The organism is Nodularia chucula CCY0103, assembly GCF_963923915.1.
GTDB classification, from domain to species: Bacteria; Cyanobacteriota; Cyanobacteriia; order Cyanobacteriales; family Nostocaceae; genus Nodularia; species Nodularia chucula.
In genome coordinates this window covers 41,926-66,771 of sequence record NZ_CAWUOL010000017.1, presented here as the reverse complement: position 1 = coordinate 66,771, position 24,846 = coordinate 41,926, and the positions used below count along the sequence as shown (strand labels likewise).

Genomic DNA, 24,846 nt, shown 5'->3' with positions numbered 1-24,846 from the left:
GATTTTTTTGCGTCATCCACAGAATTTTCCGAAATTGCTCCGGACAATGGTAGATGTGCCGAGAAGAATAAACTAGTAGATGCACCCTGATAACTAACTCCCCTGACTGGCTAACACCTTTTAGGGGATTTTTTTTTGGTTAACAACAAACTAAAAGATTTCAAAACACCCACCAAGTTTATCTCATCACACTGTAGATAGGTCTACTAGACTGTGATTTTGCTTATATCCCCCCAATAGAATCTCTGAGGCTTTACGCATCACGAGCCGTAAACTATTTACTAACTTATCGCCATACTTGAAGCAAACAGTTTGCTTGTAAGTGATCAAGGTATTTTTTGCTAAAATCACAGTAGATTAGGTGAGTTTAAGCATATTATCAATGACAGTCAACAACGCCTAAGACTAAGCGTGATGATGCATTTCTCCGGAGAATAGTAGTTGGAGCCTGAAGATTAAATTGGTAGATGCAACTTGATAGTTAATTCCCCTGCATGACTAACACTCACTTGGGGATTTTGGATTCTGCAAACAGCAACCATCATATCATCAATGACAATTTTGTCCAGAAAAAACTCAACTTTGGAATCTCATAACAGATTCGTGATTAATGCTTCCTGATAATTAACTCCCCTAGACTGCCACCAGTGGGGGATTTTTTTATGTTGGGTAGAACCAACATTCCCATTTGTGACAATTTTATCCGGAACATGACATTCATTCCTAGAAAAGTTTATTAGTAGATACACCCTGATAACTGACTCTCCTGGCTGGCTACCACCAGTAGGGGATTTTTTTATTTAAATAGAATAATAACAAATCTTGGGTAAGATTTATCCGGAGGCATGGACTGAAACTCAGAACATTTAATTGGTGGATGCACCCTGATAACTAACTCCCGGAGGAGGCAAAGACTTGAATGAGATTTGAGAGAAACTCTCTTGCTGTTCGCCCCGGCTCGCCTTTATTTGCTTAGGCAATCATTATAACGCAAAATTCTAAAAATATTCTACTCTTGATACTTTTTTATTGAAATTAATGTCATAGTTTATTGACTAAAATGAAATTGTAACCGTTTTCACAAAAATGTCTCAAATTATCTATGACTAGATAGCAGTGGACAGGCGAAAATTAATGGTTTTTTTTATGCCTATATAAAGCTTTTGACAAATGACTGCCTTAGCCTGCTATTCTCAGAGAGAGACTGTTAAAAAATTAACAGAGGACTTAAATTGTTATTTTGTTAACAATTCGTTTACACAGAAAATGTCTTAATTTTTACAGTAAGTCAGCTTTTGCATCCCTTACCAATCAAGGTTGAGTTTATAGTAGCACAACTATTTATCCTATATTAAGCTGAAGTATAAACGACTGTCTAGATATCTTGACAAATTATCCTGATTTTTTCCCGCCAGTGTTAAAGCTCAAGAGTGTTGAGGTTTGAAAATACTCTCAATTTGCACCAAAATACTCCTAGACTATTTCAAATGATTTCACTTCCAGGACAGGGCCTATCATCGCCATACTCATTACATCTTCTCGCACTTGTCCTGTAACTTTTGCTGTTTGTCCTGCTTGAAGTAGGTTTTTATCAGCACCTCGAAGGATTTCATAAGTTACACCTTCTTCTGTAACTAGCGCCCAAGCGCCAGTACCAATGTTTCGACGTTCAATTGTACCTGTAAGTGTAATGCTCATATTTTAGGGAGTAGGGAGTAGGGAGTGGGGAGTGGGGAGTAGGCTTGAAACTCCCTTTTCCTGTTTTTATTCTTTGATTAAGCGGTTTGAGTTTCGGTTTTTAATGCTAAACGAGCTAGTCCATAACAGAGTAAGGCATTAATTATCAGGAAACTCCGAGCTAGGTAGCTACTTCCTAAGCCCCACACTGCTGGGTCATAAATGGCACTAACTGTTAAAAATGCGGCGTAGCCAAGGCTGGAACCGATAGCAAACCATTTCCAGCTAGGGTGTCCTAAGAATAATGCTATTAACACTATGGGAATGAGGACGCTGGCAAATATGGGATTTAAGGCATTTGTTCCTTGGATGGTGTTTCCTAGTTCGGGAATAGAACTACCTAAAACTCGGAAAGGCCACTGGGGTAAGTCGAAGATATATAATCCCCGGAGGAAGAATAAACCAGAGCTACCGGCAATTAAGCCACTGGATAAAGACCAACTCCAGGCGAAGGGGAAGTAAACCCGCAAAAACCAAGCGAGGAGATAGGAACCTAAGACCATGAGGACTTTGGGTATGAGTGCGACTGCACCACCATCAATCCAAAAACGGGGGTTGAGATAACCGTTATCTCGTAACCATCGGAAGAAGTCTTGGAAGCTGATTTGCCCTTCGGCGGCTAGTTTAACTGCGGCTTCGGCGTTAAGTTGTCCAGCGCCATAGTAGTTGAAGCTATCATCTTGGATAACTCTTGCTGATTGCTTGAGGACTTTTAATACTTCGTCTGGTTCGGTGATTCCAGAGGCTTTAATTAATGCTGCTACGCCTGCAACGTGGGGGGAAGCCATGCTGGTTCCCTGGAGTCCTAGAAATACGCCTTCGCCGTTGTTGTCTGGGTTGATTGTTTCTTGGAGGATTGTACCAGCCTCACTGCCACCAGGTGCGGAAATATCTACGCCTGCGCCAAAGTTGGAATAGGGGGCTTTTTCTCCGTCTGGGCCAAATGCGGAAACGCCAATCACGTAGGGGTAACGTGCGGGATAACTTGCGCCATTCTGATTTTCGTTACCTGCGGCGGCGACTATTGTGACACCTTTTTTGTGGGCGTAGTCAATGGCTTGTTTCATTAACTGGCTTTCACCACCGCCACCTAAGCTCATGTTAATTACGTCTGCACCGTTGTCAGCAGCAAATTTAATGGCTTCGGCAATATCGGCAACTGTTCCGCCACCATTAGCGCTGAGGACTTTTAGGGGCATGAGTTTGGCTTCGTAGGCAATGCCGGCTACACCATAGCTGTTATTGGTAGCTTGGGCGATGGTGCCGGCGACATGAGTACCGTGTCCGTTATCATCTGTGGCTTCTTCGCGATCGCTGACAAAATCATAGCCTTTGACAAATTTGGTGTCTAGCAAGTCACGGACGCGAGTTATACCTGTGTCAATTACGGCGACTGTTACGCCACTGCCTTTGGTTTGAGTCCAAGCGCCTTCAATGCCGATGTTGTGTAGGTTCCACTGTTTGCTGTAATATTGGTCGTTGGGTCCTTTGAGTGCTGGATTTGCTTGATTTGAAGATGCTGAGTTTTCGTTGAACCAAGTTGCTTCAGCTGGTAGGGGAATCTTTCTATATATGTAATTTGGCTCGATTAATTGGATATATTCGGCGAAGGGAGATTTTTTCAGTTTTTTGATTCTCTGGCGATCGCCTTCAATAATATACACATTATCCGGCGCTGAAAATTGATTGTCTAATCGGGGTGTGACGTTGTATTCTTGGGCGATCGCTTGTAAATTCTGCTGTATTACCTCTGCGGGAATATCTTGGCGAAAATCTAGCAAAATCGTCTCAAACTCACCTTTAGCTGCTAATCCCTGAAAATTTAGGAAACCAAAAACAGCAGCCCCTAGCCCGATGACAAACAAGCACAATAATATAAGTCTTTTCATACTAAATCATCACCGCTTTTTGCCAATTTTTTCACTACCATAACTCATCTTTATGCTTTATTGCTGTACTATGAAAAATTTTTACTCAAGATTGAGGATTTATTAAACAATGGAACGTGGTCTTTTATGGTTGCCTTTGCTGGTTGCTTTTTTCTGGTTGGCTTGGCAAGGTTCACGGGAATACCAGAAGCTGGAAGCATATCGGATTTGGGCGGAGCAATTTGATAAATCTAAGTATGATATTTATGCTGTATTGGGTCTTAAAGATCAAAATATAACTTGGGGGAAGCCTACACCTAAAGGTCTGATTAATTTAGCAACTTTTTCTTTGCTGGATGTTAAAGAAATCCGTCTTTTGGTAGATGATAAAGTAGTGGAAGTAGAAAATTTTCCCCGCAAAGGTCGCTTGATTAAGTTGGAATTTATCACATCTGAATCTGCGTCCATACGCATCCCTTTTACAGAAGTTCCTCTGGCTGCAAATTGGGGTAAGTATTTGCAAGGAGTTTTGCTAGGCTTAAATCCGGAACAAAATCAGTAGTATTTAGTGAAGTTTATCTTTTTTAACGACCCGCCAAGTACGCCAAGGTATCATCAATCTCTCGCCCATAATTGTTATGAATGCTGAAATCACCTCTCAAGTACCTGTAGCTTTAACTATTGCTGGTTCCGATAGCGGTGGCGGTGCGGGTATTCAAGCTGATTTACGTACCTTTGCTTTTCACTGTGTCCACGGTACTAGTGCTATTACCTGCGTGACTGCACAAAATACTTTAGGAGTGAGGCGGGTGGATGCTATGCCCAGTGCGGCGGTGATAGCGCAAATGCAAGCGGTGGTGGAAGATATTGGTGTGCAAGCGGCAAAAACGGGAATGTTGCTGAATCAAGAGATTATCTCTGCTGTGGCACAGCAAGTGGAAATATTACAAATTACTAATTTGGTGGTTGATCCAGTGATGGTATCACGAACAGGGGCGCAATTAATTGATGATGATGCGGTGAAAACTCTCCGTGATGCTTTGTTACCTCAAGCGGCTATTGTGACACCAAATCGTTATGAGGCTCAGATTTTAAGCGGTTTGGTAATTAATAGCTTAGATGAGATGCGGGCTGCTGCTCAAGTTATACACCGAAATCTGAAGGTAAAAGCTGTGTTAGTCAAGGGTGGCGGGATGTCGGGAAGTTTGCGTGGTGTTGATATCTGGTTTGATGGGAAAAAACTGGAAACTTTAATGATAAAACAAGTGGAGACGAAAAATACCCACGGTACTGGTTGTACACTATCAGCTGCGATCGCCGCAAATCTGGCCAGAGGTATGGAGTTGTGGCCAGCCGTAAAACAAGCCAAGGAATATGTTACCACTGCACTTAGTTACGCTCTAGATATCGGCATAGGACAAGGGCCTGTGGGACACTTTTTTCCCCTGTTAGAAAATTAACTTAAATAAGAGGCACTACAGGGATAGCGATAGTTTGATAGTATAGCAGGGAACAGCCTTAAAACTCTCTAATTGCAAGGGTTTCATGATCTATTTTTGTCCTCACATCCTTGGCTGTTGCTAAATATGTTAATTATTTAATCAACTCAATTTTTGATACCAAGTCTCTCATGCAAACAACCCCAAATTCTGACACCTATCCTGCCTCTGTGCCACTGTATGTCTACCGAGAATTGGCAACAGAGTTAAAACTAACACAAGCTAAACTAGATGCTCTGACCCAGCAAAATCAGCAACTAGACCAGCAAAATCAATCACTACGCCAAGAAATTACGAAAGTTGTCCAGTCTTTTGTACACTTGCAAAAGTTGGTAGATACCACTGCTACCCAAACTATCCCACCTGCCAGTAAAATCAAAAGTCACCCCCAACCAACCTCACCACCTCAGCAGCGTTCTTCTCCCAGTCGTCCATCAGTTGAGCAAACCAGCCATTATTCTCACTTCTCTGTACCTCTAGAAATAAATGACTCCACACCAGAAACATTTTTGGTAGAAGAACAAGAAGTTAACTACTATCCACTAATGGAGAAAAAAGTTAAAGAATTTAGTGGCTGGTGGTTAGCTATGATCATCTTATTCATCATGCTTTCTGCTTTTAGTGCAGGGTATTTGATTGTGCGTCCGTTGTTGGAAAATCAAAATCCTAATTGATAATTCCGCCGATGGTTGAGAGTTTTCCGATTTTATGTCAATTCTCCCCACTATTTTGCTTACGACTTGTGATAGATTATTTAGTTAGAAAAATTACATAGCAAAATTCAGCCTCTGGTAAAAATATTTCACTAGGGTGCATACAGTTAAAAAAATAGTGGCAATCTTTACATATTTTTTGAAAATAGCGGTAATGGTGACAGTGTTTGACATTATATCTGCTTAGATAGATAAGCGAAGCTACTAGAAGTAAGGAATTGAGATCATGAAAAAGGTAGAAGCGATCATTCGCCCGTTTAAACTTGATGAAGTGAAAATTGCTTTAGTCAATGCTGGTATTGTCGGTATGACTGTTTCTGAAGTGAGAGGATTTGGACGACAGAAAGGGCAAACAGAACGCTATCGTGGTTCTGAATACACGGTAGAGTTTCTGCAAAAACTCAAAGTGGAAATTGTCATTGAAGACAGTCAAGTTGATATGGTGGTGGATAAAATTATTGCTGCTGCCCGTACAGGCGAGATTGGCGATGGTAAAATTTTCATCTCCCCTGTAGATCAAGTTGTGCGTATTCGGACTGGTGAGAAGAATACAGAAGCCGTTTGAGTTTAGTTTTCTCGTATCAACAATGTTTGACGAGTCTTAACGTGTAAATCCCCCGTTATGGATGCGGGGGAGTCCATAAAACTGAGACAAATTGATGCTACATCAAGGACTGCGCTGAGGGTAAACAGGGTCAATATGGCAAGCCTACAGCCTTAATGATCAGTCGTTCACTAGAGTGAATATCGTGGGAGGTTAAATTAAAAAGTAATTGCATTTAAAAACCCCGGATCAATCTGTGGGGTTTCTGCGATAATTTATGGGGTGTATTGTAATTGTAAATTATTTTGTAGAGGATCAATCTTCTTCCCATGTTTCATTGCTTAATAGGTCGATAATCCTATCTCTGAGCAGAAATTCATTCTTTTCTAGTTCCGTCTCAAATAATAGCCAGTCACGATTAGGAACATATCTACACAGTGAATAAATTGGTTGTTGACGGTCAAGAAGTCCCTTTTTGACTAATTGCCGTGCTTCTTCTTTAATCACCCCAATATCATATTTAACAATGGTATCCATAGTTTGTTCTTTTTCTTTTCATCAAAGAATTGACCTACCGGAGAATATTTTTTTGCCTCTATCTTCAAGTTAGCAAAAAAAATAGAGAAAATTGTAAAGAATCAAAACGGTCTAGTCGTGATATCCCTATTTTTGTCATAGAGCTAATTTATGGTTACGAGTTGAGATGAGATAGACTCTCTACATTAATACCTTGCCCAGAATCGCATATTTAAATGGGAATTGGTATCAGTCTGGGGATAGACACCTCTAAAAAACTTGATCAAAAACATTGTTTTTAGATATCACGACTGGATAATTATTTCTCTCATTTACTCGTGACGTGTGTAGATCAACCCAATGTTGGCGATCGCCTGCTAAAATATCCACATTTGGGGATTTGCAAGACTGCTAGGGAATTAGTTACGCTATGGATATCCTATTTTTAGGTGTGCTATGGATTTTGAAGGTGAAGCCACTACCCCCATTGCTAGGAAAAACAGAGAATTTACTCAACTGATTACTATGATTACTAGTCGTCAGCCACTGGAGTTGCTACAATCCACTGAAGCTATGCTACGTCGCCCTACTGTAGCGAAGCTGACACCTATATTACCGCCAAAGCTCAGTCAGAAATTGGAAGTAGCTTCAACTGTGGCTGATGAATCTTTGCAGGAATTGGCAAAAATTAATTTAGACGAAATTAACGATTGGGAATTGCGCCCTGCACGCATTTATATGGGTTTAAGCTTTGTGGGGTTTGGGGCGTTAATGATACTGATGTTGCTACTGTGTTTTAATTCTTTGCATCTATCTCTGAATACTATCGCACAAATACGTCGATACTGGTATGAATATGTTTTGTTTGTCAGTTTGGGTGTAACGGGAATGTTGATTTTGGGTAGAGAAGTGATGCGTTTCCCGGCTCAAGGGAAAAAATTTAAACGCCGTTAGGATGTAGTGGGAACAGAGGAAAAAAATTAGCCTTGTAGTCACAACCCTATTAATGGAAGTATATAGGGTATAAACTATCGAGTATTACCCAGCGAAAACAGCAGGAGCAAGGGGGCAAAAAATGTCCCCTTCTTTGTCCCCTACTCCCTATTCCCATTTATGAACCCCTCAGAAAGAAACCCTGAGTTTGAAAATTTATTAACTTATCTCAGACAAGTCCGAGGCTTTGATTTTACAGGCTATAAACGCTCAACGTTGATGCGTCGAGTCCGTAAACGGATGCAATCTTTAAGTATTGAAAAGTTTGAAGGTTATTTAGATTATTTGGAAGTTGATCCAGAAGAATTTAATCAACTGTTTAATACGATCCTGATCAACGTGACGACTTTTTTCCGAGATATGCCAGCTTGGGAATACTTAGCGGAGAAGGTGTTACCCAATATTGTAGGGCGCAAAAATAATTCTGAGCAAATTCGGATTTGGAGTGCCGGTTGTGCTTCTGGTGAGGAGGCTTATACTTTGGCGATGTTGATGACGGAAATTTTGGGAACTGAAGAATTTCGCCAAAGGGTAAAAATCTATGCTACTGATATAGATGAAGAAGCTTTGAATCAAGCTCGCCAAGCTATATATTCGGCTAAGGATGTCCAGGTAATACCATCAGCGTTAAAAGAGAAATATTTTGAAAACACTGGTAATAATTATGTGTTTCGCCAAGACTTGCGGCGTTCTGTGATTTTTGGTCGTCATGATTTACTACAAGATGCGCCTATTTCTCGTTTAGATTTATTAGTCTGTCGCAATACATTGATGTATTTCAATTCTGAGACTCAGGCGCGGATTATTGCTCGGTTTAATTTTGCTTTAAATGATACAGGGCATCTTTTTTTGGGTAAGGCAGAGATGTTGTTAATCCATAATAATTCATTCACCCCTGTAGATTTAAAAAATCGTATATTTAGCAAGTTATCCCTACCGAATTTACGGGATCACCTATTGGTGATGGGAAATACAGTTCCAGAAGAGCCTAGCCAGCGATTATCCCAGCATACACGACTGCGGGAGATGGCTTTTGATGCGGCTTCTATGGCTCAAATAGTAGTGGATATCAATGGTATTTTGGTGCTGATGAATGCTCAGGCGCGCAGTTTGTTTGGGCTTTCACCCAAGGATTTAACTCGTCCTTTTCAGGATTTAGAACTTTCTTACCGTCCTTTAGAATTGCGATCGCTGATTGAACAGGCTTCTTTGGAACGCCATACTATTAACCGCACAAATGTGGAGCGTTATTTATCTAATACAGAAACCCAATATTTAGATATACGAATTGTTCCTTTGGAAGATGTTGACAAGTCTTTGTTAGGTGTCAGCATTATTTTTCAGGATGTGACTCGTTTTAGTCAACTTCAAGAAGCTTTACAACGCTCTCGACAGGATTTAGAAACTACTAATGAAGAACTCCAATCTACTAATGAGGAGTTGGAAACTACTAATGAAGAACTCCAATCTACTAATGAGGAATTGGAGACAATGAATGAAGAACTTCAATCTAGTAATGAAGAGTTGGAGACTATGAATGAAGAACTTCAATCTACTAATGAGGAATTACAAACAATTAATAAAGAACTAAGCGATCGCACTTCAGAACTGAACCGGACTAATGTTTTTTTGGTAGGTATTCTCAAAAGTCTCCAAACAGGAATATTGGTAATTGATAAAAATTTTAGTGTTTTAGTGTGGAATTCTATGTTGGAAGATTTTTGGGGATTAAGAACAGATGAAGTCTTGGGCAAATCCTTGTTTAGTTTAGATATTGGTCTACCCCTGGAGCAGTTGCGATCGCCTATCCGGGATTCTCTATCTGGTAAACAGCAGTTTCAAGAAATGATTTTAAATGCTACCAATCGCCGGGGCAGAAAAATCAACTGTTATCTAGCTATTACTCCCTTATTTGATCGATCAATAGAAGGATCAGTCTTGATGATGAATGATGTCGAGGCAGTTAAAAGTATGATTTCTAGCCATGAAATTGCTGAACGGCGAGAACAACAGCAATAGCAGTAAGATAGTGGAAACTTGGGTTAAAAAAGAAACGTAAGCAACCCCCGGATTGAATCCGGGAGCTTCAGCAAATGTTGAAGTCTAGCTTACCCGACTAAGTACCTCTTGTACTACGTTATTGGAGAGTGTTAAAGCTCCTACCTGAGAATGCGTAGCCAGTTCTCAGCTCTAGAACTAGAAGATTAAACAGGTGTAAAGGTTTAAAGCCAGTGTCTTCTAGAAGTACCGCCCAATAACATTGTCCAGGCTAACATTACCCGCAAGGAGGGACTTCGTGTCCAAAACATTTGTATTAGATACGGAAAAAACACCACTAGATCCAGTTCATCCGGCAAAAGCTAGACAACTATTAAGGAACGGAAAAGCAGCAATATTTAGACGTTTTCCGTTCACCATTATTCTCAAAGAATCACGTCCAGATTCGACCGTATCACCTTTAAGACTAAAAATCGACCCTGGCGCAAAAACAACAGGAATCGCTTTAGTCAACGACTCTAATGGGGAGGTTATATTTGCTGCGGAGTTAAAGCATAGAGGTTTTAGTATTAGAGATGCCTTAACATCGAGAAGACAACTAAGACGTAGTAGAAGAAATCGTCAAACTAGATATCGTCAACCAAGATTCCTGAATAGGACGCGTCCACAAGGATGGTTAGCGCCAAGTCTACAAAGTCGAATTGAGAATATCAAAACTTGGGTTAATAAACTACATAAACTCGCACCAATTGCAGCAATTAGCCAAGAATTAGTGCGTTTTGATATGCAATTAATGCGTAATCCAGACATTCAGGGCAAAGAGTACCAACAAGGCACTTTAGCAGGGTACGAAATACGAGAATATTTACTTGACAAGTGGGGAAGACAATGCATCTATTGCGGAATTAAAGACGTTCCACTGCAAATAGAACATATTCACCCCAGAGCAAAAGGAGGTTCTAACTCAATTACAAACCTTACTTTGTCATGCGAGAAATGCAACATAAAGAAAGGAACCAAAGATATTCGAGATTTTCTCAAAAAAGACCCATTAAAATTAGAGAAAATTCTTAAACAAGCTAAAAAACCATTGGCAGATGCAGCATCAGTAAACACAACTAGATTTGCATTACTGGAAATCTTGAAAGCAACTGGACTACCTGTAGAGACTGGCTCCGGTGGACTAACAAAGTTCAACCGCAAACAACAAAATCTAGATAAAACACATTGGCTAGATGCTGCTTGCGTTGGTAAATCGACACCGATTCTTGACATCAAAGGTATTAAGTCAGTGCTGATTATAGCTAATGGTCATGGCACACGGCAATCATGCCGTACTAACAAGTATGGATTTCCCATACGTCATTGTTCTAGAACCAAATTCCATTTTGGTTTCCAGACTGGAGACATCGTTAAAGCTGTTGTGACTCATGGCAAAAAAGTTGGTGAATATCTTGGGAGAATTGCAACTCGTGCAACTGGTAGTTTCAATATTTCAACTAAGAACGGATTGGTTCAAGGAATTAACTACAAGTATTGCCAGCACATTCACAAAAAGGACGGTTACTCCTATGCATAGTTTGCAGAGTTGGACGGTTAATAAATTAACCATGTTGTGTTTCCTCCGTGGTCTAAAGATGCACGGTTTCCACACTTCCGGAGGTTTTTAGATGAAAATTATCAAACCCATTACTAATTGGTTAGAAACCCGTGTGATCGTCCCTACATACGCTGGGTGGGTATTAGGTGCAATTGCTCTTTGTTTTTTTGGCGCAGCAGTTAATACTATGGCAGGCTGGCTGTATGCTATTAGTGGGATTAGTTTTGCACTTTTGGGTATAGCGGCCTTTTTACCGCCGCGATCGCTTAAAGGTTTAGTTGTGAAGCGTCGCCCCATGCAGCCTGTATCAGCAGGGGATGAGTTAACTGTGGAATTAGAAATCTGCAATCAAACTCGTCAGCCTGTCACGTTATTGCAAGTGGAGGATATCTTACCTTTCGTCTTAGGTAAGCCAGTGAAAACAGCCATTGAGATAATTAACACCCAAAGTAGTCACCATTGGGTATATTATCAACCAACTTCCCTGCGGGGGATTTATCGCTGGCAGAGGGTAGAACTAGGTAGTGGTGCGCCTTTAGGTTTATTTTGGTGTCGTCGCCAGCGCCACTGTGAGGCTAGTGCAATTGTTTATCCCACGGTGTTACCTTTAACTACCTGTCCTTTGGTGGATGATTTGGGGAAAGAAGAGAGCAAACGCGGTGATCCCCGGAATGTACCTTTGCAAACTTCTACATCTGGTTTAGTGCGATCGCTGCGTCCCTATCGCTTGGGTGATCCCACTCGGCTGATTCACTGGCGGACAAGCGCTCGTTACGGAGAATTACGGGTACGAGAGTTAGAAGTAGTTACAGGTGGACAAGATATCATTATTGCCCTGGATACGGCTGGGAATTGGGAAGCAGATAACTTTGAAGCCGCAGTAATTACCGCCGCTTCGTTGTATTTTTATGCAGTCCGGGAGCAAATACCAGTGCAGTTATGGACAGCATCCACAGGTTTAGTTAAAGGCGATCGCGTAGTTTTAGAAACTTTAGCAGGAACCGGATACCAAGAGGAAATGACGGGCGATCGCCACAACAATTCTACGATTTGGCTAACTGAAAATTCCTCAACCTTAACTTCTCTTCCCCAAGGTAGTCGTTGGGTATTATGGCAGAATAGCGCCTCACCAGGAGAACAAGCCATAGTTAATCGAGATTACCCCGGTATTGTGGTACAGAGCGACAAAGAACTGCAACCGCAACTGCAAAAACTTTGAGCCGAAATTGAAATTGGGGAAATTCCCCTGGTAATAGCCCCATGAGGCTGAGGTACAATGCAAAGAAATATTTAAATTATGAGTGCCGATCCACATGATCTCATCAGAAAATAACACAACATCCACAGATAAAAGCCTAGAAGCAATGCGGCATTTTTCCGAACAGTACGCCAAACGTACTGGAACCTACTTCTGTTCGGAACCTTCTGTCACCGCCGTAGTCATTGAAGGACTAGCCAAACATAAAGACGATTTAGGCGCGCCCTTGTGTCCCTGTCGCCACTACGAAGACAAAGAAGCAGAAGTTCATGCTACATACTGGAATTGTCCTTGTGTACCCATGAGAGAGCGCAAAGAATGCCACTGTATGCTGTTTCTCACCCCAGATAACGAGTTTGCTGGCGACCAACAAGAAATTACTCTAGAAGCCATCAAAGAAGTCAGAGAAAGCATGGGATGAGCGATATTATCCCCCCAGAGTTTTGGCAAGGGGTAGAACAGTTTAATTCTGGTCAGTTCTACGCCTGTCATGACACCTTAGAAGCTTTGTGGATAGAAGCCAGCGAACCAGAAAAAACCTTTTATCAAGGTATCTTACAAATTGCTGTTGCACAGTATCATTTAGGCAATGGTAACTTACGAGGTGCAGTAATTTTACTGGGAGAAGGCAGCAATCGCCTCCGACGTTACCCGTCTGTTTTCAATACAATTGATGTAGACGAATTATTAAGTCAGAGTACAGCCTTGTTATCAGTGTTACAACAAATAGGAGCCGACAAAATGAGTGCTGCTGACTTAACTGAACATCAGAGTTTGCCTACACCGAAAATTGTCCTCAGAGGGGGGAGTGGGGAGTAGGGAGTGGGGAGTGAGGAGAGTGTGTACTAGGAAATTTTCCCCCCTGCACCCTGCACCTCTCTCTGCCTCTTCTCCCCCTGCACCCTGCACCCCTGCCTCTTTTGTGATTCTTTTTTTTCCTCACAACCTTGGCGTTTGTTATAAATAAATCTTGATCTTGATATGGGCGAAACCTTGAGGCTGAAGAAAGCGTCAATATTCCAGCTAGCGGTTATCCCAACCCCAAAAATTGAGATAGATGGTTAGTATACAAGCTGATATCCTAAATTCGTAAAAATATCATGTTTTACTATCAATTACCAGTAGCGCAAATCCGCCGTCTCGGATTCTCTTTAATGTTACCAGCTGCAATGTTAGGTACATTCACATTTCCTACTCATGTACAAACTGCTACTGCACAAACAGCTCAAACAAATAGCCCCCTCACCATCAGCGCTGATCTGCAAGAATATAACGCTAATACTCAAGTAGCAACAGCTCGCGGTAACGTACAAATGTTATATCCGGCTCGTCAGATTAAAGCTACAGCTGCTCAAGCGCAATTTTTTAGCAACGAACGCCGGATTGATCTCAGTGGTAATGTTTATATTTTACAAAACGGCATGAATAGTATCCGTGCGGAAAAAGTGACTTATCTGATTGATGAAGGACGTTTTGTAGCTTTGCCCCAATCCAACCGTCAGGTAGAATCTACTTACATGGTCAATGATACTGAAGTTGGGGGACAATCTAATTAGCATCACTTAGCAACATAGGCGCGAATCGTGAAAATTGTTTTAGAAAATATTCACAAATCTTACGGTAAGCGAAATATCGTCAATCGCGTCAACCTTTCCATTTCTCAGGGTGAAGTTGTCGGGTTGCTAGGCCCCAATGGTGCGGGTAAAACGACGACATTCTACATTGCTACAGGCTTAGAAAAACCCAATCAAGGCAAAGTCTGGTTAGATAGTATGGAAATAACTGCAATGCCTATGCACAAAAGAGCGCAATTAGGTATTGGTTATTTAGCTCAGGAGCCAAGTGTGTTTCGCCAACTCTCAGTAGAGGAGAATATTCTCTTGGTGCTAGAGCAAACTAATGTACCACGCCGGGATTGGTCAAAACGAATGCAAGCCTTACTGCACGAGTTTCGCTTGGAAAAAGTAGCTAATAGCAAAGGTATTCAACTTTCTGGTGGGGAAAGACGACGAACAGAGTTAGCGCGCGCTTTAGCTGCGGGAAGAGAAGGGCCAAAATTTTTGTTTTTGGATGAACCATTTGCTGGAGTTGATCCCATTGCGGTTTCTGAGATTCAACACATTGTCGCCCAATTGAGCGATCGCGGTATGGGTATCTTAATTACAGATCACAATGTCCGGGAAACCTTAGCCATTACAGACCGCGCCTATATTATGCGTGAGGGGCAAATTCTCGCCTTCGGTAATCCTGAAGAACTTTATAATAATCCTTTAGTGCGACAGTATTATTTGGGTGATAAATTTCAAGCCTAAATTAATAATTTGACTGTTTATTTTCAGTAACTGGCGTAGTGCTTGGCTGGGTCTAGGTTAGTAACGGTTCATACAACCGATGAGACACCATTTGGGTCTTAACCCAGTTCGTAGTGGGTTAGATAGTCGTCAATGATTTCTTGACGAGCAACCTTTTTTCCGCCAAGTCCCCAGTCCCCAGTCCCCAGCTATACATAATGATCATAATTTCCGATGATAGCCAAAAAATTCAATTTTTTATATAGCTTCAATTCGCTGTTACCTTTTACTCTCATGGATCGCTACCTGACTAAAGAATTGGTAGCACCATTTTTATTTGGTGTGGGGGCGTTTTCATCCCTGGGTGTGACTATTGATGCTGTGTTTGAGCTAGTCAGGCGAATTGTGGAGTCGGGATTACCAATTAGTATTGCAATTGAGGTTTTTTTACTCAAGTTTCCCAATTTTATTGTTTTAGCTTTCCCTATGTCTACTCTGCTGGCTACTTTGATGACTTATAGTCGTCTTTCTAGTCAAAGTGAATTAATTGCAATGCGTGGCTGTGGTGTAAGTGTTTATCGCACGGTTTTCACGGCTGTGATGTTAAGTTTGGTGGTGACAGGGCTAACTTTTGTGTTTAATGAGCAAATAGCACCAGCAGCTAATTATCGAGCCAGTATTACTCTGCAAGAGGCTTTGCACTCAGATAGACCAACTTTTCAACAGTCAAATATATTTTATCCGGAATATCGAGATATTGAACAGCCAGATGGTAGTAGACAAAGAATATTAGCACGCTTGTTTTATGCTGACCAGTTTGATGGTAAACGCATGAAGGGTTTAACAATTATAGACCGTTCCACAGCAGGTTTAAATCAAATTGTGGTGTCTGAATCTGCCGAATGGAATATTGCGGACAATGTTTGGGATTTTTATAATGGTACCGTTTATTTAGTGGCTGCTGATAGTTCCTATCGCAATATTTTACGGTTTGAACAGCAACAACTGCAATTACCTCGCACGCCGTTAAATTTAGCTGAGAGAAGCCGAGATTATGGGGAGATGAATATTGTTGAATCTTTAGAACAGTTAGAAATAGAACGTATCGGTGGGGATTATGAAAAAATTCGTAAATTGGAAGTGCGGATTCAACAAAAATTTTCTTTACCTTTTGTTTGTGTCGTTTTTGGCTTGGTTGGTGCATCTATGGGCAGTGTACCCCAGCGTAGCGGGCGCGGCACAAGTTTTGGTATAAGTGTGATTGTAATTTTCACCTATTATTTAATTTTCTTTATTAGTGGCGCAATGGGACAAGCTGGTGTTTTTTCTCCTTTTATGGGAGCTTGGCTACCCAATTTTCTGTTTTTAGGGATAGGCTTATTTTTATTGATGCGAGTAGCTCAACGATGAGTTAGTTAAAATAGCGAAAAGAACAACAAATATAGCAATTCCCGGTTTCAGTGAGGTACAAGGAGTAATTATTAAACGCAGATGGACGCGGATAAACGCAGATAATTTTGTATTTTATTAGCGTCGGGAATGCTATAAATGTTGACAAGTTTAAGTTGTTTATAATATTTGGTTATGCCAGAAAATTCTGATAAATCCGCTTATTTACGTGATTTCAAAGCTAAATTATTGATTTTAGCTAAACCGAGTATTTGGGGAACAGCAATTTTTTTATCGGCGATTGGGCTGGTAATTCGGGAGTATTGGTCTAATCCCAATATGTTCACTTATAACCAAAATCAAGATGCTTCGGCTCTCCAGTCTGATGGTACTAATCTTTCGCCGGAGGAAAGAGCGATCGCAGCTGAGTTGGATAGTTTACCCGCTTTGTTAAGTGATGTGGAATTGGGCAATATACCTGCAATTGCGCCTCTCCCTCCGTTACCATCTGAGTCTAATAATAGTGAAAGTGTACTGGAAGCAATTAATAAACAATTGTCTTCTAACAATGCAGAATCTAATCCCGAAATAGATACATTGAATAACAGTTCGCCACCTATGGGAAATAATCCCTTTCTTACAGAAGCGGACAAGTTATTACGGTCGGGAACGTTTAATGTTAATGATCAGCCTTTGGGAATCCAACCTTTACCGACGACATCTCAAACCGCAGGAACAGCAGCGACATCTTCGACTGCGGGTAATGGTGGGAATGAAACCGGAAATACTCCCAGTCCTAATGGAGAGACTTTATCTCTCATCCCACTGAGTGAATTAAGTAATCTCAGTATTCCTAGTGTGAATGATAGTCTGAATCCCATGAATGGTTTGGAAGCAACTCCTGTGGGTGGTGTGATGCAAGTCCCCCCTACGAATCGTTTACCTAACCAAAATTTTGCCCCTAATCCTGGTTTAAATCCTGTGAATGGTGTGCAACAAAGTCTACCTATACAGAATAATTTCGATAGTATTCCGGAGTTACCTACGGGAATGGAATCAAGTATTCCGGGTGCAGAAACTGGTATGAATAGGAATCTTTCACCTGCTGGTTCTATTCAATCTCCCAGTGCAGATATTGTTAACCAAATTTCGCCAGTTGTGCCTGATAGTAATGGTAATTTAATTTGGCGATCGCCTGCTGAACAGATGCAGCGCAATTCCTCAAATATGGGTGAACTCTCTAAACAAGACTTACAGATTCTGGAGCAAATCAGAAATTCCGGAGGTTTAGATTTTTAGATATGGGGGGAAATAGGAAGCCAATGTTAATCATGCTTTCCTTTACCCCCGAAATATAGCACGTGCGCCATTGCTGTCGGCAGACTTGATTTGCGACGAACACGATATTTTGGACTAGCCAAAACACATTTACAACATATTACCACTGCTTGTGCAATCAATTTAAGTCGGTTTTTTGACTGGCCTAATCATGCTACTAAAGCTCGCACTCGTACTATTTCTTTTGCTAGATTGCTTGTTAATTGTGCTTAACTAACAAGTCCTAAATATATGCTCATTTGTTCTCCAGGGACAGTTAAAACTGCCTTGGTCTTAAATTTTCATGCTCAAAAAGGTGGGCTGATATGACGCACACCTTTTTGAACGGACTTGTTGATTTTTCAGAACCAACGCCTGTTGATTCTTGTAGGGTCAGACCCCCTATTCGCCAGCTGTATCCTTCAAGAAGTCGGGGATCTTGGAGTTAGTAGATGATTGAGGATTGCTATAGCTATTACCCAAAAATCAGAGAATGTTAGTTTTCTTTGATTCTGACATCGATTACGCTAGAATTAAAGTTATAATTGAAACCTTCTAACTCAAAAGTTGTACCTATTTTAACTTTGCTATTACCTAATACTGGCCCTGAGTCCGTAACTTGGGCTTGACCTTCTAAGGTTAACAGCATATCTGTACCAAAGTTGTTAGCGCGGGGATCTGGTAATTCTTTCACAGAACCATCAGGTTGAGAAACTGTTAAAGTTCGGGGTAATACTTGAATTGATTTAATGTCAATTTTGCCATAGGGTTGATTGCGGATAATCACGTTAGTTTTACCACCTTTGGTAAAACCTTCAGCAAATAACCGTTCGGGATCGCGGACATTTAAACCGCGAACGATTAAATCTACTTCAATGGGTACAGTTTTAGTCCCAACTTGGGCTACAGAACCAGTGGTTCCAGGAAAAATAAATATACCAATTATCACTAGCAGAATCACTAGTGCAGCGCCCAAGTCTAGAAGATTGATTTTACCGAACAAGCGGCCTTTGGAATCTAAAATAGCCATATAAAATGTTTCCAGATAGAAGCGGAATAATTGATTTTAGCAATAAGTTTCTCAACTCACATCTTGCACCAAGCCTTGGCGATTAAAATCGCGGCTACACCAACAAAGTCCGCCTGCGCTGACTAACGTTTTGAACCCACGCAGGTGGTGAGGCAGTCGCAGTCTTGGCGGTTCCCGTCGATTGCGAACTCCCGAACCCGAAGGGGTTTAGCCTGTGTAGCCGTGACTTCCAGTCGCCTGGTGCAAGATATAAGTCTTCTCCCCATCATACTGGTATACAGTTTAGTTTTTTAGTCAATAATGCAACTTAGAAGCATCTAGATACGTCTGATAATTTAACGCATTAACCTGATGATAATGAATTGGAAAAGCTTTTTGGTCAATCATCCTAGTTCACGGCGACGCTGGTTTTATCCGTTAATTACAGTATTCGTTGCTGTCAGTGTGTGTCTTAGTACACCCATGCTTGGACAGGCTTTTGATATCCGTTCTCTTCTCTTCCAGGGATTACAAATAATTCAGATGTCAAATCTATCTGATCGCCAAGAGGTTGATCTGGGTAGGCAGATGAATCAACAGTTACAAAGTGGTAATATTAGATTTAGCAGTAACACTCAAATTAATCGCTATGTGGAACAAATTGGCCAGCGTTTGGTAGCTAATAGCGATCGCCCCAATCTTCCCTTTACCTTCCAAGTAGTTGAAGATAATAGCATTAATGCCTTTGCGACTTTGGGCGGGTATGTTTATATCCACACAGGTTTGATGAGAGCCGCAGAGAATGAAGCAGAATTAGCTAGTGTAATAGCTCATGAAATTGGACATATCACTGGCAGACATTTAGTACAACAAATGCGCCAAAGGGCGCTGGCTACTGGTGTGGCTTCCGCCGCAGGTTTAGACCAAAATGCCGCAGTAGGTATTGGTTTAGAACTCGCTCTCAACCGGCCTCGCAGTCGTCAAGATGAATTTGATGCGGATAATCGCGGCTTGAGAACTTTAACACAGGCTGGTTATGCCCCGTCGGGGATGGTTTCCTTTATGCAAAAATTGATGCAAAGAGGAGGTTCTATGCCTGCATTTTTAAGCACTCATCCAGCCACAGGCGATCGCGTTAATGCCCTGCAAAATGCGATTAATGCCCAAAATAGCAATCAACGTGATGGGTTAGATACTACCGCTTATCGAGGTAATATTCGTAGCATACTTTAGGTGAAAGGTCAAGCATTAATTAGGCTCGCTGTTTAGAGCGGCGAGCTGCTATTTTCGATGGTTCAACCTGCACCACAGCTTCTGCTAAAGGCAAAGTACGGATAGAATTATTGAAGATGTTAACTTGATGAATTAGGTTATTTGTGGCATCTAATGCCGTTAACCAACCACTGCGGGGATGGTAAGCACCTGTATCTATATCCAACCATCCCTGACCTTGTGCCAACTGACCAGGGCTAACACCAGGGAAGGTAAAAGTTATGGTGTGTCCAATAATAATTAACTTATCACAAAAGTATGGTTGCTCAATGCCATGAAATTCGTCTCGTATCCAGCAACATTGCTCGGCAGTTTGTTCAAAGATAGATAGCTCAGGATCAACACCAGCATGAGTTAACCAAATGTCTCCCAAGTCGATATATAGAGGCAAGGTTTTCAGCCAGTCCAGATGCTCGTCAGGAATATTAGCATCTTCGTAGCTGGCGATTGTTGCTTGTCCACCACCATAGAGCCATGCTTGCATAGCAGGGGTAGAAATATTCTCACCAGTCAAAATTTTTAACAACATCTGTTCATGATTTCCCAGCAGACAAGCATAATTATTGTCCTTGACAAAATTAACTACTTTTGAGCTTTGGGGGCCACGATCAATTAAGTCTCCCAGAAAATAAACTTGATCATCTGCTGCGGGGGCGATCGCCTCCATCAATGTCATTAAACCTTCATAGTGACCATGTACATCTCCAATCACAATTCGACGTTGACTAGTTTTGATCATCGGCTTTTAGCTTCAAAAGTTGAGGTTAATAGTTGGACTACAGTTACAGTTGTGGGGTTTACGGAAAGACGTAGCTACTACATAGGTAAAACATTCTTGTGGTGCCTATTGGTGTACGGCTTGACCTCTCCCCGCCATAAGTTGATTCCCACCAACTTGCTTAAACAGTATTTAATCAATTTCACTTCGATCTTAATTGAATTTTTACTTTACTTTAAAAAATATACTCTCCCGAGAGGGAAAATTTTGAGCAAATTAGCGTAAAATCTCACTAATAACAGTATAATCAATTCCTTAGCACACCATGTCTGATAACTTCTCTCCTGAAATTAGCTCACGCATTTGCACTCACATGAACGAAGATCATGCCAGTGCGGTGGTTCTCTATGCCCAGGCTTTTGGAGGCGTGGCAGATGCGACAATGGCACAAATGCAATCAATTGACGCACAAGGGATGAACTTGACAGCACAGGTAAATGGAGAACCTGTATCAGTGCGGATTGAATTTGATCATGTTTTAGCGGACTCAGAAGATGCTCACCAAACTCTGATTGCAATGGTGAAGCAAGCACGGGTTCAGTCTAAGTAGGCATGAATGATTTTGGTGATGCGATCGCCAGAAGGCCAGTAAAATGAACAATGGTACATAAACTTATCCACTTTTGATACAGTGGTGCTTTGTTGATCGCTGGAATCTCTATGCCACAGGTATTACTCCCCCCATCCCTTCAAAAAGATTTACCCCTCACGGCTCTTGCGCCTATGCAGGATGTGACAAACCTGTGGTTTATGAAAGTGATTGCTCACTATGGCAGTCCGGACTACTTCTTTACCGAGTATTTCCGTGTGAATGAGACTTCCAGGCTCAATCGTCACATTCTCTCAGCCATCACCGAAAACGACACAGGTCGCCCCGTGTTTGCTCAAATGATTGGCGAAAGCATTCCAGATTTAGTCAGAACCGCCCAGGAACTCTGCCGCTATAATATCGCTGGAGTTGATTTGAACATGGGCTGTCCAGCACCGAGAATTTATCGCAAAAATGTGGGTGGTGGGTTGCTGCTTTCACCAGAAAAAGTAGATCGAATTTTGGCAGAATTGCGCCAAGCAGTCAATGATCGACCTTTGACTGTGAAGATGCGCTTAGGCTTTGCAAATACAGATACCTTTTACGAAATTCTGGAGATCATCAATCACCATAGTATTGACCTGTTGAGTGTGCATGGTCGCACGGTGAAGGATATGTATCAGGGGTCAGTGAAATATGATTTGATCAGGGAAGCTGTGAGCCGGGTGGATTGTCCTGTATTGGCTAATGGTAATATCTACTCGGCAACAACTGCTTTAGAAGTGCTGGCTCAAACGGGTGCGGCGGGTGTGATGGTGGGACGGTGGGCTATTGGAAATCCTTGGCTGTTTAATCAAATTCGCCAGGCTTTACGCTGTGAACCAATTACGCCTGTTCCTTTAGTAGAAGTCCGCAACTATATTGATCGTTTATGCCAAACTCCAGCATCTGCAACTATGCCGGAACGCGCGCGCATTGGCTACCTCAAAAGGTTCCTTAACTACATTGCTCTCAGTGTTGATGCTGAAGGTGATTTCTTACAGTTGATGCGAAAAACCCAGACAGAGGGAGAATTACTTCACCTGTGCGATCGCATTATGGTTACTGATGTCACAAAAACTTTAGCCCTTACACCTTACCCAGGTTTTCGGTAAATATCATATTTCTTTAGCAAACAAATCCCAGCACTACATTCATAGATGTACGAATGGGTTCCCAATATTCTGGCTCAAGTACACCCACTAAGCCCAAAATACGACGATGATCCACAGCACGGATTTGGCCAACATCAATAAAACGGTCTTGATCTAATCCATTATTTTCTGTTGCTTTCACATTCACAGTATAGGGCGCTTGTTTATTTCCTCGTCGAAATGGCATAACAATTGTCAGTAATCCATACTGATTCATAATGTCATTCTGCACAATCAAGCAAGGACGAATTTTTTGAGCTTCAGCGCCAAAAGTGGGATCAAGACTCACCCAACGGATTTCTCCTAGTCGATAGGTTATATTATCCCTTGGCATTAATGCCATCGCCCACAACACCATCCCAATCAACAATTTCAGCTTGATACTCCTCGTCTTCAGCATCTTCCTTGAGGGCTGTAATCATTTCTGCTGCTAAAACTTGGCGGCGGTGTTCTGCTAGCAGTGCATTCACGTATCCACTGCGGTTTCCCTGTGCATATTGATCTACAAACCGCAAAATGTCCTCTTCTAACGTGATTGTAACTTTCAGCATTAGTCTTATTTAAGAGTATGACTATATTATCTTACTATAATTTTTTGGTTTTCAACTCTCAGCTTTTTTCTTGCCGTAATAACCAAAAGCCGCTATAAGTCATACCAGAATCATCGGGTTGGACTAGCAAAAAATGTAACCCTTGGCTTTGTTGTTGGCGTTGTTGATAAGTCTCACCAGCTTTAGCCACATCTCTATCAGTAAAAGTCGCCACAACCCATCTTTCTACTAAACCAGCTTCTAATATTAAACCATTTGGTTCCCCAGCTATGTAATTTAACTCAACTGGACGTGCTGCTTCTAACCACCTCGCTAAACGCATAGATTGTCTGCCACCATAGATAATTACTCCAGGAATCGGGATTGTGGATGCTAAACCCAAATTAATTGGGTGCAAAGATCCCAGTATAGATAAAATTGGTATGGGGCGTTCTGCAAACATACCTACCAGTTCCCCGGCTGGAAGTGTAGCAAAGCGCCACTGTTCTCCCCAAAGGTTCTCAGGTAATGGTGTTGGGGGTGGTTTATCTAAGGCTAAAGGATATTGCTTTTCTTGTAACCATTGTTTTAAGGCTGAAGTGTTGCGGGTTGCTTCCACATCAATCTCTAATTTACTGGCGGCGGCTTGAATTAAACTCAAAGACTGGGGACGAAATACCTGGATGATGTCTGGTAATTTCTCGCTACCAGCTAACTGAATTTGAGTCCCTAGCCAATGAGAGTTAGCAGCTGACTGGGGACAGGTGGCTGTGTATTCAAAACTACGGGTTGTGTCACAAATTAATAGTTCCCACAGAACTTGTCCCGATGTATCCTGTTGGGGACTACGATAAAAGTCAATTTGCCAAATTTTCATATTTTGAAGACAAATATCTAGGGTGAGAAGCTATAGCTGGGGATTGGGGGTTGCTATATTTCCATATTTCTCGGTGTTATCTTAAGCTGACCAATTTTCCCGGAAGTCAGCATATAAAGTCAATCCACCATCGACAAATAGGGTTTGACCAGTAATGTAGGCGGCATCATCTGATGCTAAAAAAGCTACCGCTGCCGCTATTTCCTCAGTAGTTCCCGCACGAGACATGGGGATATGACTTTCTACAGTGGCTTTTTTTTCTGGGTGGTCTATCCAAGCTTGATTAATTGGTGTAACTGTTGCTCCTGGGGCGACGGCATTGACACGGATACCACGATTGGCGTATTCTAATGCTAAGGTTTTAGTGAGATTTTCCATTCCGCCTTTGCTGATGGAGTAACTAAGATATGCAGGTCTGGGAATTATTTCGTGAACACTGGAAATATTGATGATCACTCCGGGATGGTTTTGGGATAATAGGTGTTTGATAGTTTCGCGGGCGCAGAGGAAAGCACCCCGGAGGTTAACTGCTAGGACTTGATCGAAGTCTGCGGTGGTGAGTTCGTGGGATGGACATTCTGCTTGGATTCCCGCATTGTTAATCAGGATATCTAAGCTCCCAAAGGTGTCAACTACGCTGTTGACCATGTTGACAATATCTGATTCTTGGGAAACATCACCTTGCACTAGGAGCGATCTCATTCCGCAATTTTCTATGTCTTTACAGGCTTTTTCTACCGCCATTGCTTCGGTCTTTGCGCCTGATTCTGGAGTTTGGCGATAGTTGATTGCCATGTTACACCCTAATTGGGCAAGTTTAACAGCGATCGCCTGACCAATACCCGAAGTTGCACCTGTAACTAAAGCAGTTTTTCCTTGTAATCCTTTCATAGTTTAAGTTGTAAGTACAACAGATAGAAGTTAGGGCTAGAAGA

At 41.7% G+C, this 24,846-nt stretch carries 27 protein-coding genes; 18 read left to right on the top strand and 9 right to left on the bottom strand.

Going from position 1 to position 24,846, the window contains the following annotated elements:
- Positions 1 to 1,473: 1,473 nt before the first annotated feature.
- Both ACM0OP_RS07660 and ACM0OP_RS07655 read right to left on the bottom strand, forming a co-directional pair.
- Positions 1,474 to 1,698: a hypothetical protein gene (locus tag ACM0OP_RS07660; RefSeq protein WP_414527801.1), complete on the bottom strand. Its 225-nt coding sequence runs from the start codon at positions 1,696 to 1,698 to the stop codon at positions 1,474 to 1,476.
- 77 nt (positions 1,699 to 1,775) lie between these two features.
- Complete coding sequence (locus ACM0OP_RS07655) at positions 1,776 to 3,626, bottom strand: S8 family peptidase (protein WP_414527800.1); 1,851 nt, start codon at positions 3,624 to 3,626, stop codon at positions 1,776 to 1,778.
- 109 nt (positions 3,627 to 3,735) lie between these two features.
- Between ACM0OP_RS07655 and ACM0OP_RS07650 the strand changes: the two genes are divergently transcribed.
- The 4 genes from ACM0OP_RS07650 (at position 3,736) to ACM0OP_RS07635 (ending at position 6,382) form a co-directional block, all read left to right on the top strand.
- Positions 3,736 to 4,167 (top strand): hypothetical protein, encoded by a 432-nt coding sequence (locus ACM0OP_RS07650; protein WP_414527799.1) that lies wholly within the window; start codon positions 3,736 to 3,738, stop codon positions 4,165 to 4,167.
- Between the two features lie 76 nt (positions 4,168 to 4,243).
- Positions 4,244 to 5,065, top strand: coding sequence for a bifunctional hydroxymethylpyrimidine kinase/phosphomethylpyrimidine kinase (thiD, locus tag ACM0OP_RS07645; RefSeq protein WP_414527798.1), 822 nt, complete (start codon positions 4,244 to 4,246; stop codon positions 5,063 to 5,065).
- A gap of 170 nt (positions 5,066 to 5,235) precedes the next feature.
- Complete coding sequence (locus tag ACM0OP_RS07640; RefSeq protein WP_414527797.1) at positions 5,236 to 5,778, top strand: hypothetical protein; 543 nt, start codon at positions 5,236 to 5,238, stop codon at positions 5,776 to 5,778.
- 265 nt (positions 5,779 to 6,043) lie between these two features.
- Positions 6,044 to 6,382, top strand: a complete 339-nt coding sequence (locus tag ACM0OP_RS07635) for a P-II family nitrogen regulator (protein WP_414527796.1) — start codon at positions 6,044 to 6,046, stop codon at positions 6,380 to 6,382.
- A 294-nt stretch (positions 6,383 to 6,676) separates the two neighbouring features.
- Here ACM0OP_RS07635 and ACM0OP_RS07630 read toward each other — a convergent pair whose 3' ends face one another.
- Positions 6,677 to 6,898 (bottom strand): DUF4327 family protein, encoded by a 222-nt coding sequence (locus ACM0OP_RS07630; protein WP_414527795.1) that lies wholly within the window; start codon positions 6,896 to 6,898, stop codon positions 6,677 to 6,679.
- A gap of 435 nt (positions 6,899 to 7,333) precedes the next feature.
- Between ACM0OP_RS07630 and ACM0OP_RS07625 the strand changes: the two genes are divergently transcribed.
- The 11 genes from ACM0OP_RS07625 to ACM0OP_RS07575 all read left to right on the top strand — a co-directional run bounded on the left by ACM0OP_RS07625 (position 7,334) and on the right by ACM0OP_RS07575 (position 17,957).
- The gene (locus tag ACM0OP_RS07625) at positions 7,334 to 7,831 is read left to right on the top strand and encodes a hypothetical protein (RefSeq protein ID WP_414527794.1); all 498 of its coding nucleotides are present in this window, start codon (positions 7,334 to 7,336) and stop codon (positions 7,829 to 7,831) included.
- A 159-nt stretch (positions 7,832 to 7,990) separates the two neighbouring features.
- The gene (locus tag ACM0OP_RS07620) at positions 7,991 to 9,889 is read left to right on the top strand and encodes a CheR family methyltransferase (RefSeq protein ID WP_414527793.1); all 1,899 of its coding nucleotides are present in this window, start codon (positions 7,991 to 7,993) and stop codon (positions 9,887 to 9,889) included.
- A 277-nt stretch (positions 9,890 to 10,166) separates the two neighbouring features.
- Positions 10,167 to 11,447: an RNA-guided endonuclease IscB gene (iscB, locus tag ACM0OP_RS07615; protein WP_414527792.1), complete on the top strand. Its 1,281-nt coding sequence runs from the start codon at positions 10,167 to 10,169 to the stop codon at positions 11,445 to 11,447.
- Between the two features lie 91 nt (positions 11,448 to 11,538).
- Positions 11,539 to 12,687 carry a DUF58 domain-containing protein gene (locus tag ACM0OP_RS07610; RefSeq protein ID WP_414527791.1) on the top strand — a complete coding sequence of 383 codons (1,149 nt, stop codon included), beginning with the start codon at positions 11,539 to 11,541 and terminating at the stop codon, positions 12,685 to 12,687.
- A 94-nt stretch (positions 12,688 to 12,781) separates the two neighbouring features.
- Positions 12,782 to 13,147: a ferredoxin thioredoxin reductase catalytic beta subunit gene (locus ACM0OP_RS07605; RefSeq protein WP_414527790.1), complete on the top strand. Its 366-nt coding sequence runs from the start codon at positions 12,782 to 12,784 to the stop codon at positions 13,145 to 13,147.
- A complete protein-coding gene (locus ACM0OP_RS07600; RefSeq protein WP_414527789.1) occupies positions 13,144 to 13,545 on the top strand; it encodes a DUF309 domain-containing protein in 402 nt (133 codons plus the stop codon). Before ACM0OP_RS07605 ends, ACM0OP_RS07600 begins: the two co-directional genes overlap by 4 nt.
- 281 nt (positions 13,546 to 13,826) lie before the next feature.
- Entirely contained in the window at positions 13,827 to 14,282 is a 456-nt protein-coding gene (locus ACM0OP_RS07595) for an LptA/OstA family protein (protein ID WP_414527788.1), read from the top strand.
- A 27-nt stretch (positions 14,283 to 14,309) separates the two neighbouring features.
- Positions 14,310 to 15,038, top strand: coding sequence for an LPS export ABC transporter ATP-binding protein (gene lptB, locus ACM0OP_RS07590; protein WP_414527787.1), 729 nt, complete (start codon positions 14,310 to 14,312; stop codon positions 15,036 to 15,038).
- Positions 15,039 to 15,311: 273 nt separating this feature from the next.
- On the top strand, positions 15,312 to 16,427 hold the full coding sequence (locus ACM0OP_RS07585; protein WP_414527803.1) for an LptF/LptG family permease: 1,116 nt from the start codon (positions 15,312 to 15,314) through the stop codon (positions 16,425 to 16,427).
- 174 nt (positions 16,428 to 16,601) lie between these two features.
- On the top strand, positions 16,602 to 17,705 hold the full coding sequence (locus ACM0OP_RS07580; RefSeq protein ID WP_414527786.1) for a hypothetical protein: 1,104 nt from the start codon (positions 16,602 to 16,604) through the stop codon (positions 17,703 to 17,705).
- Positions 17,706 to 17,774: 69 nt separating this feature from the next.
- Positions 17,775 to 17,957: a transposase gene (locus ACM0OP_RS07575; RefSeq protein WP_414527802.1), complete on the top strand. Its 183-nt coding sequence runs from the start codon at positions 17,775 to 17,777 to the stop codon at positions 17,955 to 17,957.
- Between the two features lie 262 nt (positions 17,958 to 18,219).
- Here the strand turns inward: ACM0OP_RS07575 and ACM0OP_RS07570 are convergent, their stop codons facing one another.
- On the bottom strand, positions 18,220 to 18,753 hold the full coding sequence (locus ACM0OP_RS07570) for a DUF4330 domain-containing protein (protein ID WP_414527785.1): 534 nt from the start codon (positions 18,751 to 18,753) through the stop codon (positions 18,220 to 18,222).
- A gap of 354 nt (positions 18,754 to 19,107) precedes the next feature.
- Between ACM0OP_RS07570 and ACM0OP_RS07565 the strand changes: the two genes are divergently transcribed.
- Complete coding sequence (locus ACM0OP_RS07565) at positions 19,108 to 19,965, top strand: M48 family metallopeptidase (protein ID WP_462362461.1); 858 nt, start codon at positions 19,108 to 19,110, stop codon at positions 19,963 to 19,965.
- Between the two features lie 19 nt (positions 19,966 to 19,984).
- Here ACM0OP_RS07565 and ACM0OP_RS07560 read toward each other — a convergent pair whose 3' ends face one another.
- Positions 19,985 to 20,743: a metallophosphoesterase family protein gene (locus tag ACM0OP_RS07560; RefSeq protein ID WP_414527783.1), complete on the bottom strand. Its 759-nt coding sequence runs from the start codon at positions 20,741 to 20,743 to the stop codon at positions 19,985 to 19,987.
- Positions 20,744 to 21,047: 304 nt separating this feature from the next.
- Between ACM0OP_RS07560 and ACM0OP_RS07555 the strand changes: the two genes are divergently transcribed.
- Entirely contained in the window at positions 21,048 to 21,332 is a 285-nt protein-coding gene (locus tag ACM0OP_RS07555; protein ID WP_414527782.1) for a DUF2470 domain-containing protein, read from the top strand.
- A 110-nt stretch (positions 21,333 to 21,442) separates the two neighbouring features.
- On the top strand, positions 21,443 to 22,465 hold the full coding sequence (locus tag ACM0OP_RS07550; RefSeq protein WP_414527781.1) for a tRNA-dihydrouridine synthase family protein: 1,023 nt from the start codon (positions 21,443 to 21,445) through the stop codon (positions 22,463 to 22,465).
- Between the two features lie 13 nt (positions 22,466 to 22,478).
- On the opposite strand, the gene ACM0OP_RS07545 is transcribed toward ACM0OP_RS07550, so the two are convergent.
- From ACM0OP_RS07545 to ACM0OP_RS07530, 4 genes are all read right to left on the bottom strand, one after another.
- Entirely contained in the window at positions 22,479 to 22,847 is a 369-nt protein-coding gene (locus ACM0OP_RS07545; protein WP_414527780.1) for a type II toxin-antitoxin system PemK/MazF family toxin, read from the bottom strand.
- A complete protein-coding gene (gene mazE, locus ACM0OP_RS07540; RefSeq protein ID WP_414527779.1) occupies positions 22,825 to 23,055 on the bottom strand; it encodes a type II toxin-antitoxin system MazE family antitoxin in 231 nt (76 codons plus the stop codon). The genes ACM0OP_RS07545 and mazE overlap by 23 nt, the downstream gene beginning before the upstream one ends.
- A gap of 58 nt (positions 23,056 to 23,113) precedes the next feature.
- On the bottom strand, positions 23,114 to 23,911 hold the full coding sequence (locus tag ACM0OP_RS07535) for a Tab2/Atab2 family RNA-binding protein (protein WP_414527778.1): 798 nt from the start codon (positions 23,909 to 23,911) through the stop codon (positions 23,114 to 23,116).
- Between the two features lie 81 nt (positions 23,912 to 23,992).
- Positions 23,993 to 24,802, bottom strand: a complete 810-nt coding sequence (locus ACM0OP_RS07530) for a glucose 1-dehydrogenase (RefSeq protein ID WP_414527777.1) — start codon at positions 24,800 to 24,802, stop codon at positions 23,993 to 23,995.
- Positions 24,803 to 24,846 lie beyond the last annotated feature (44 nt).

Bases quoted from the DNA above. Each gene is read 5' to 3' on its own strand.
- ACM0OP_RS07660 (WP_414527801.1), bottom strand. From the start codon at position 1,698: ATGAGCATTACACTTACAGGTACAATTGAACGTCGAAACATTGGTACT.
- ACM0OP_RS07655 (WP_414527800.1), bottom strand. From the start codon at position 3,626: ATGAAAAGACTTATATTATTGTGCTTGTTTGTCATCGGGCTAGGGGCT.
- ACM0OP_RS07650 (WP_414527799.1), top strand. From the start codon at position 3,736: ATGGAACGTGGTCTTTTATGGTTGCCTTTGCTGGTTGCTTTTTTCTGG.
- thiD (WP_414527798.1), top strand. From the start codon at position 4,244: ATGAATGCTGAAATCACCTCTCAAGTACCTGTAGCTTTAACTATTGCT.
- ACM0OP_RS07640 (WP_414527797.1), top strand. From the start codon at position 5,236: ATGCAAACAACCCCAAATTCTGACACCTATCCTGCCTCTGTGCCACTG.
- ACM0OP_RS07635 (WP_414527796.1), top strand. From the start codon at position 6,044: ATGAAAAAGGTAGAAGCGATCATTCGCCCGTTTAAACTTGATGAAGTG.
- ACM0OP_RS07630 (WP_414527795.1), bottom strand. From the start codon at position 6,898: ATGGATACCATTGTTAAATATGATATTGGGGTGATTAAAGAAGAAGCA.
- ACM0OP_RS07625 (WP_414527794.1), top strand. From the start codon at position 7,334: ATGGATTTTGAAGGTGAAGCCACTACCCCCATTGCTAGGAAAAACAGA.
- ACM0OP_RS07620 (WP_414527793.1), top strand. From the start codon at position 7,991: ATGAACCCCTCAGAAAGAAACCCTGAGTTTGAAAATTTATTAACTTAT.
- ACM0OP_RS07610 (WP_414527791.1), top strand. From the start codon at position 11,539: ATGAAAATTATCAAACCCATTACTAATTGGTTAGAAACCCGTGTGATC.
- ACM0OP_RS07605 (WP_414527790.1), top strand. From the start codon at position 12,782: ATGATCTCATCAGAAAATAACACAACATCCACAGATAAAAGCCTAGAA.
- ACM0OP_RS07600 (WP_414527789.1), top strand. From the start codon at position 13,144: ATGAGCGATATTATCCCCCCAGAGTTTTGGCAAGGGGTAGAACAGTTT.
- ACM0OP_RS07595 (WP_414527788.1), top strand. From the start codon at position 13,827: ATGTTTTACTATCAATTACCAGTAGCGCAAATCCGCCGTCTCGGATTC.
- ACM0OP_RS07585 (WP_414527803.1), top strand. From the start codon at position 15,312: ATGGATCGCTACCTGACTAAAGAATTGGTAGCACCATTTTTATTTGGT.
- ACM0OP_RS07580 (WP_414527786.1), top strand. From the start codon at position 16,602: ATGCCAGAAAATTCTGATAAATCCGCTTATTTACGTGATTTCAAAGCT.
- ACM0OP_RS07570 (WP_414527785.1), bottom strand. From the start codon at position 18,753: ATGGCTATTTTAGATTCCAAAGGCCGCTTGTTCGGTAAAATCAATCTT.
- ACM0OP_RS07560 (WP_414527783.1), bottom strand. From the start codon at position 20,743: ATGATCAAAACTAGTCAACGTCGAATTGTGATTGGAGATGTACATGGT.
- ACM0OP_RS07555 (WP_414527782.1), top strand. From the start codon at position 21,048: ATGTCTGATAACTTCTCTCCTGAAATTAGCTCACGCATTTGCACTCAC.
- ACM0OP_RS07550 (WP_414527781.1), top strand. From the start codon at position 21,443: ATGCCACAGGTATTACTCCCCCCATCCCTTCAAAAAGATTTACCCCTC.
- ACM0OP_RS07545 (WP_414527780.1), bottom strand. From the start codon at position 22,847: ATGGCATTAATGCCAAGGGATAATATAACCTATCGACTAGGAGAAATC.
- mazE (WP_414527779.1), bottom strand. From the start codon at position 23,055: ATGCTGAAAGTTACAATCACGTTAGAAGAGGACATTTTGCGGTTTGTA.
- ACM0OP_RS07535 (WP_414527778.1), bottom strand. From the start codon at position 23,911: ATGAAAATTTGGCAAATTGACTTTTATCGTAGTCCCCAACAGGATACA.
- ACM0OP_RS07530 (WP_414527777.1), bottom strand. From the start codon at position 24,802: ATGAAAGGATTACAAGGAAAAACTGCTTTAGTTACAGGTGCAACTTCG.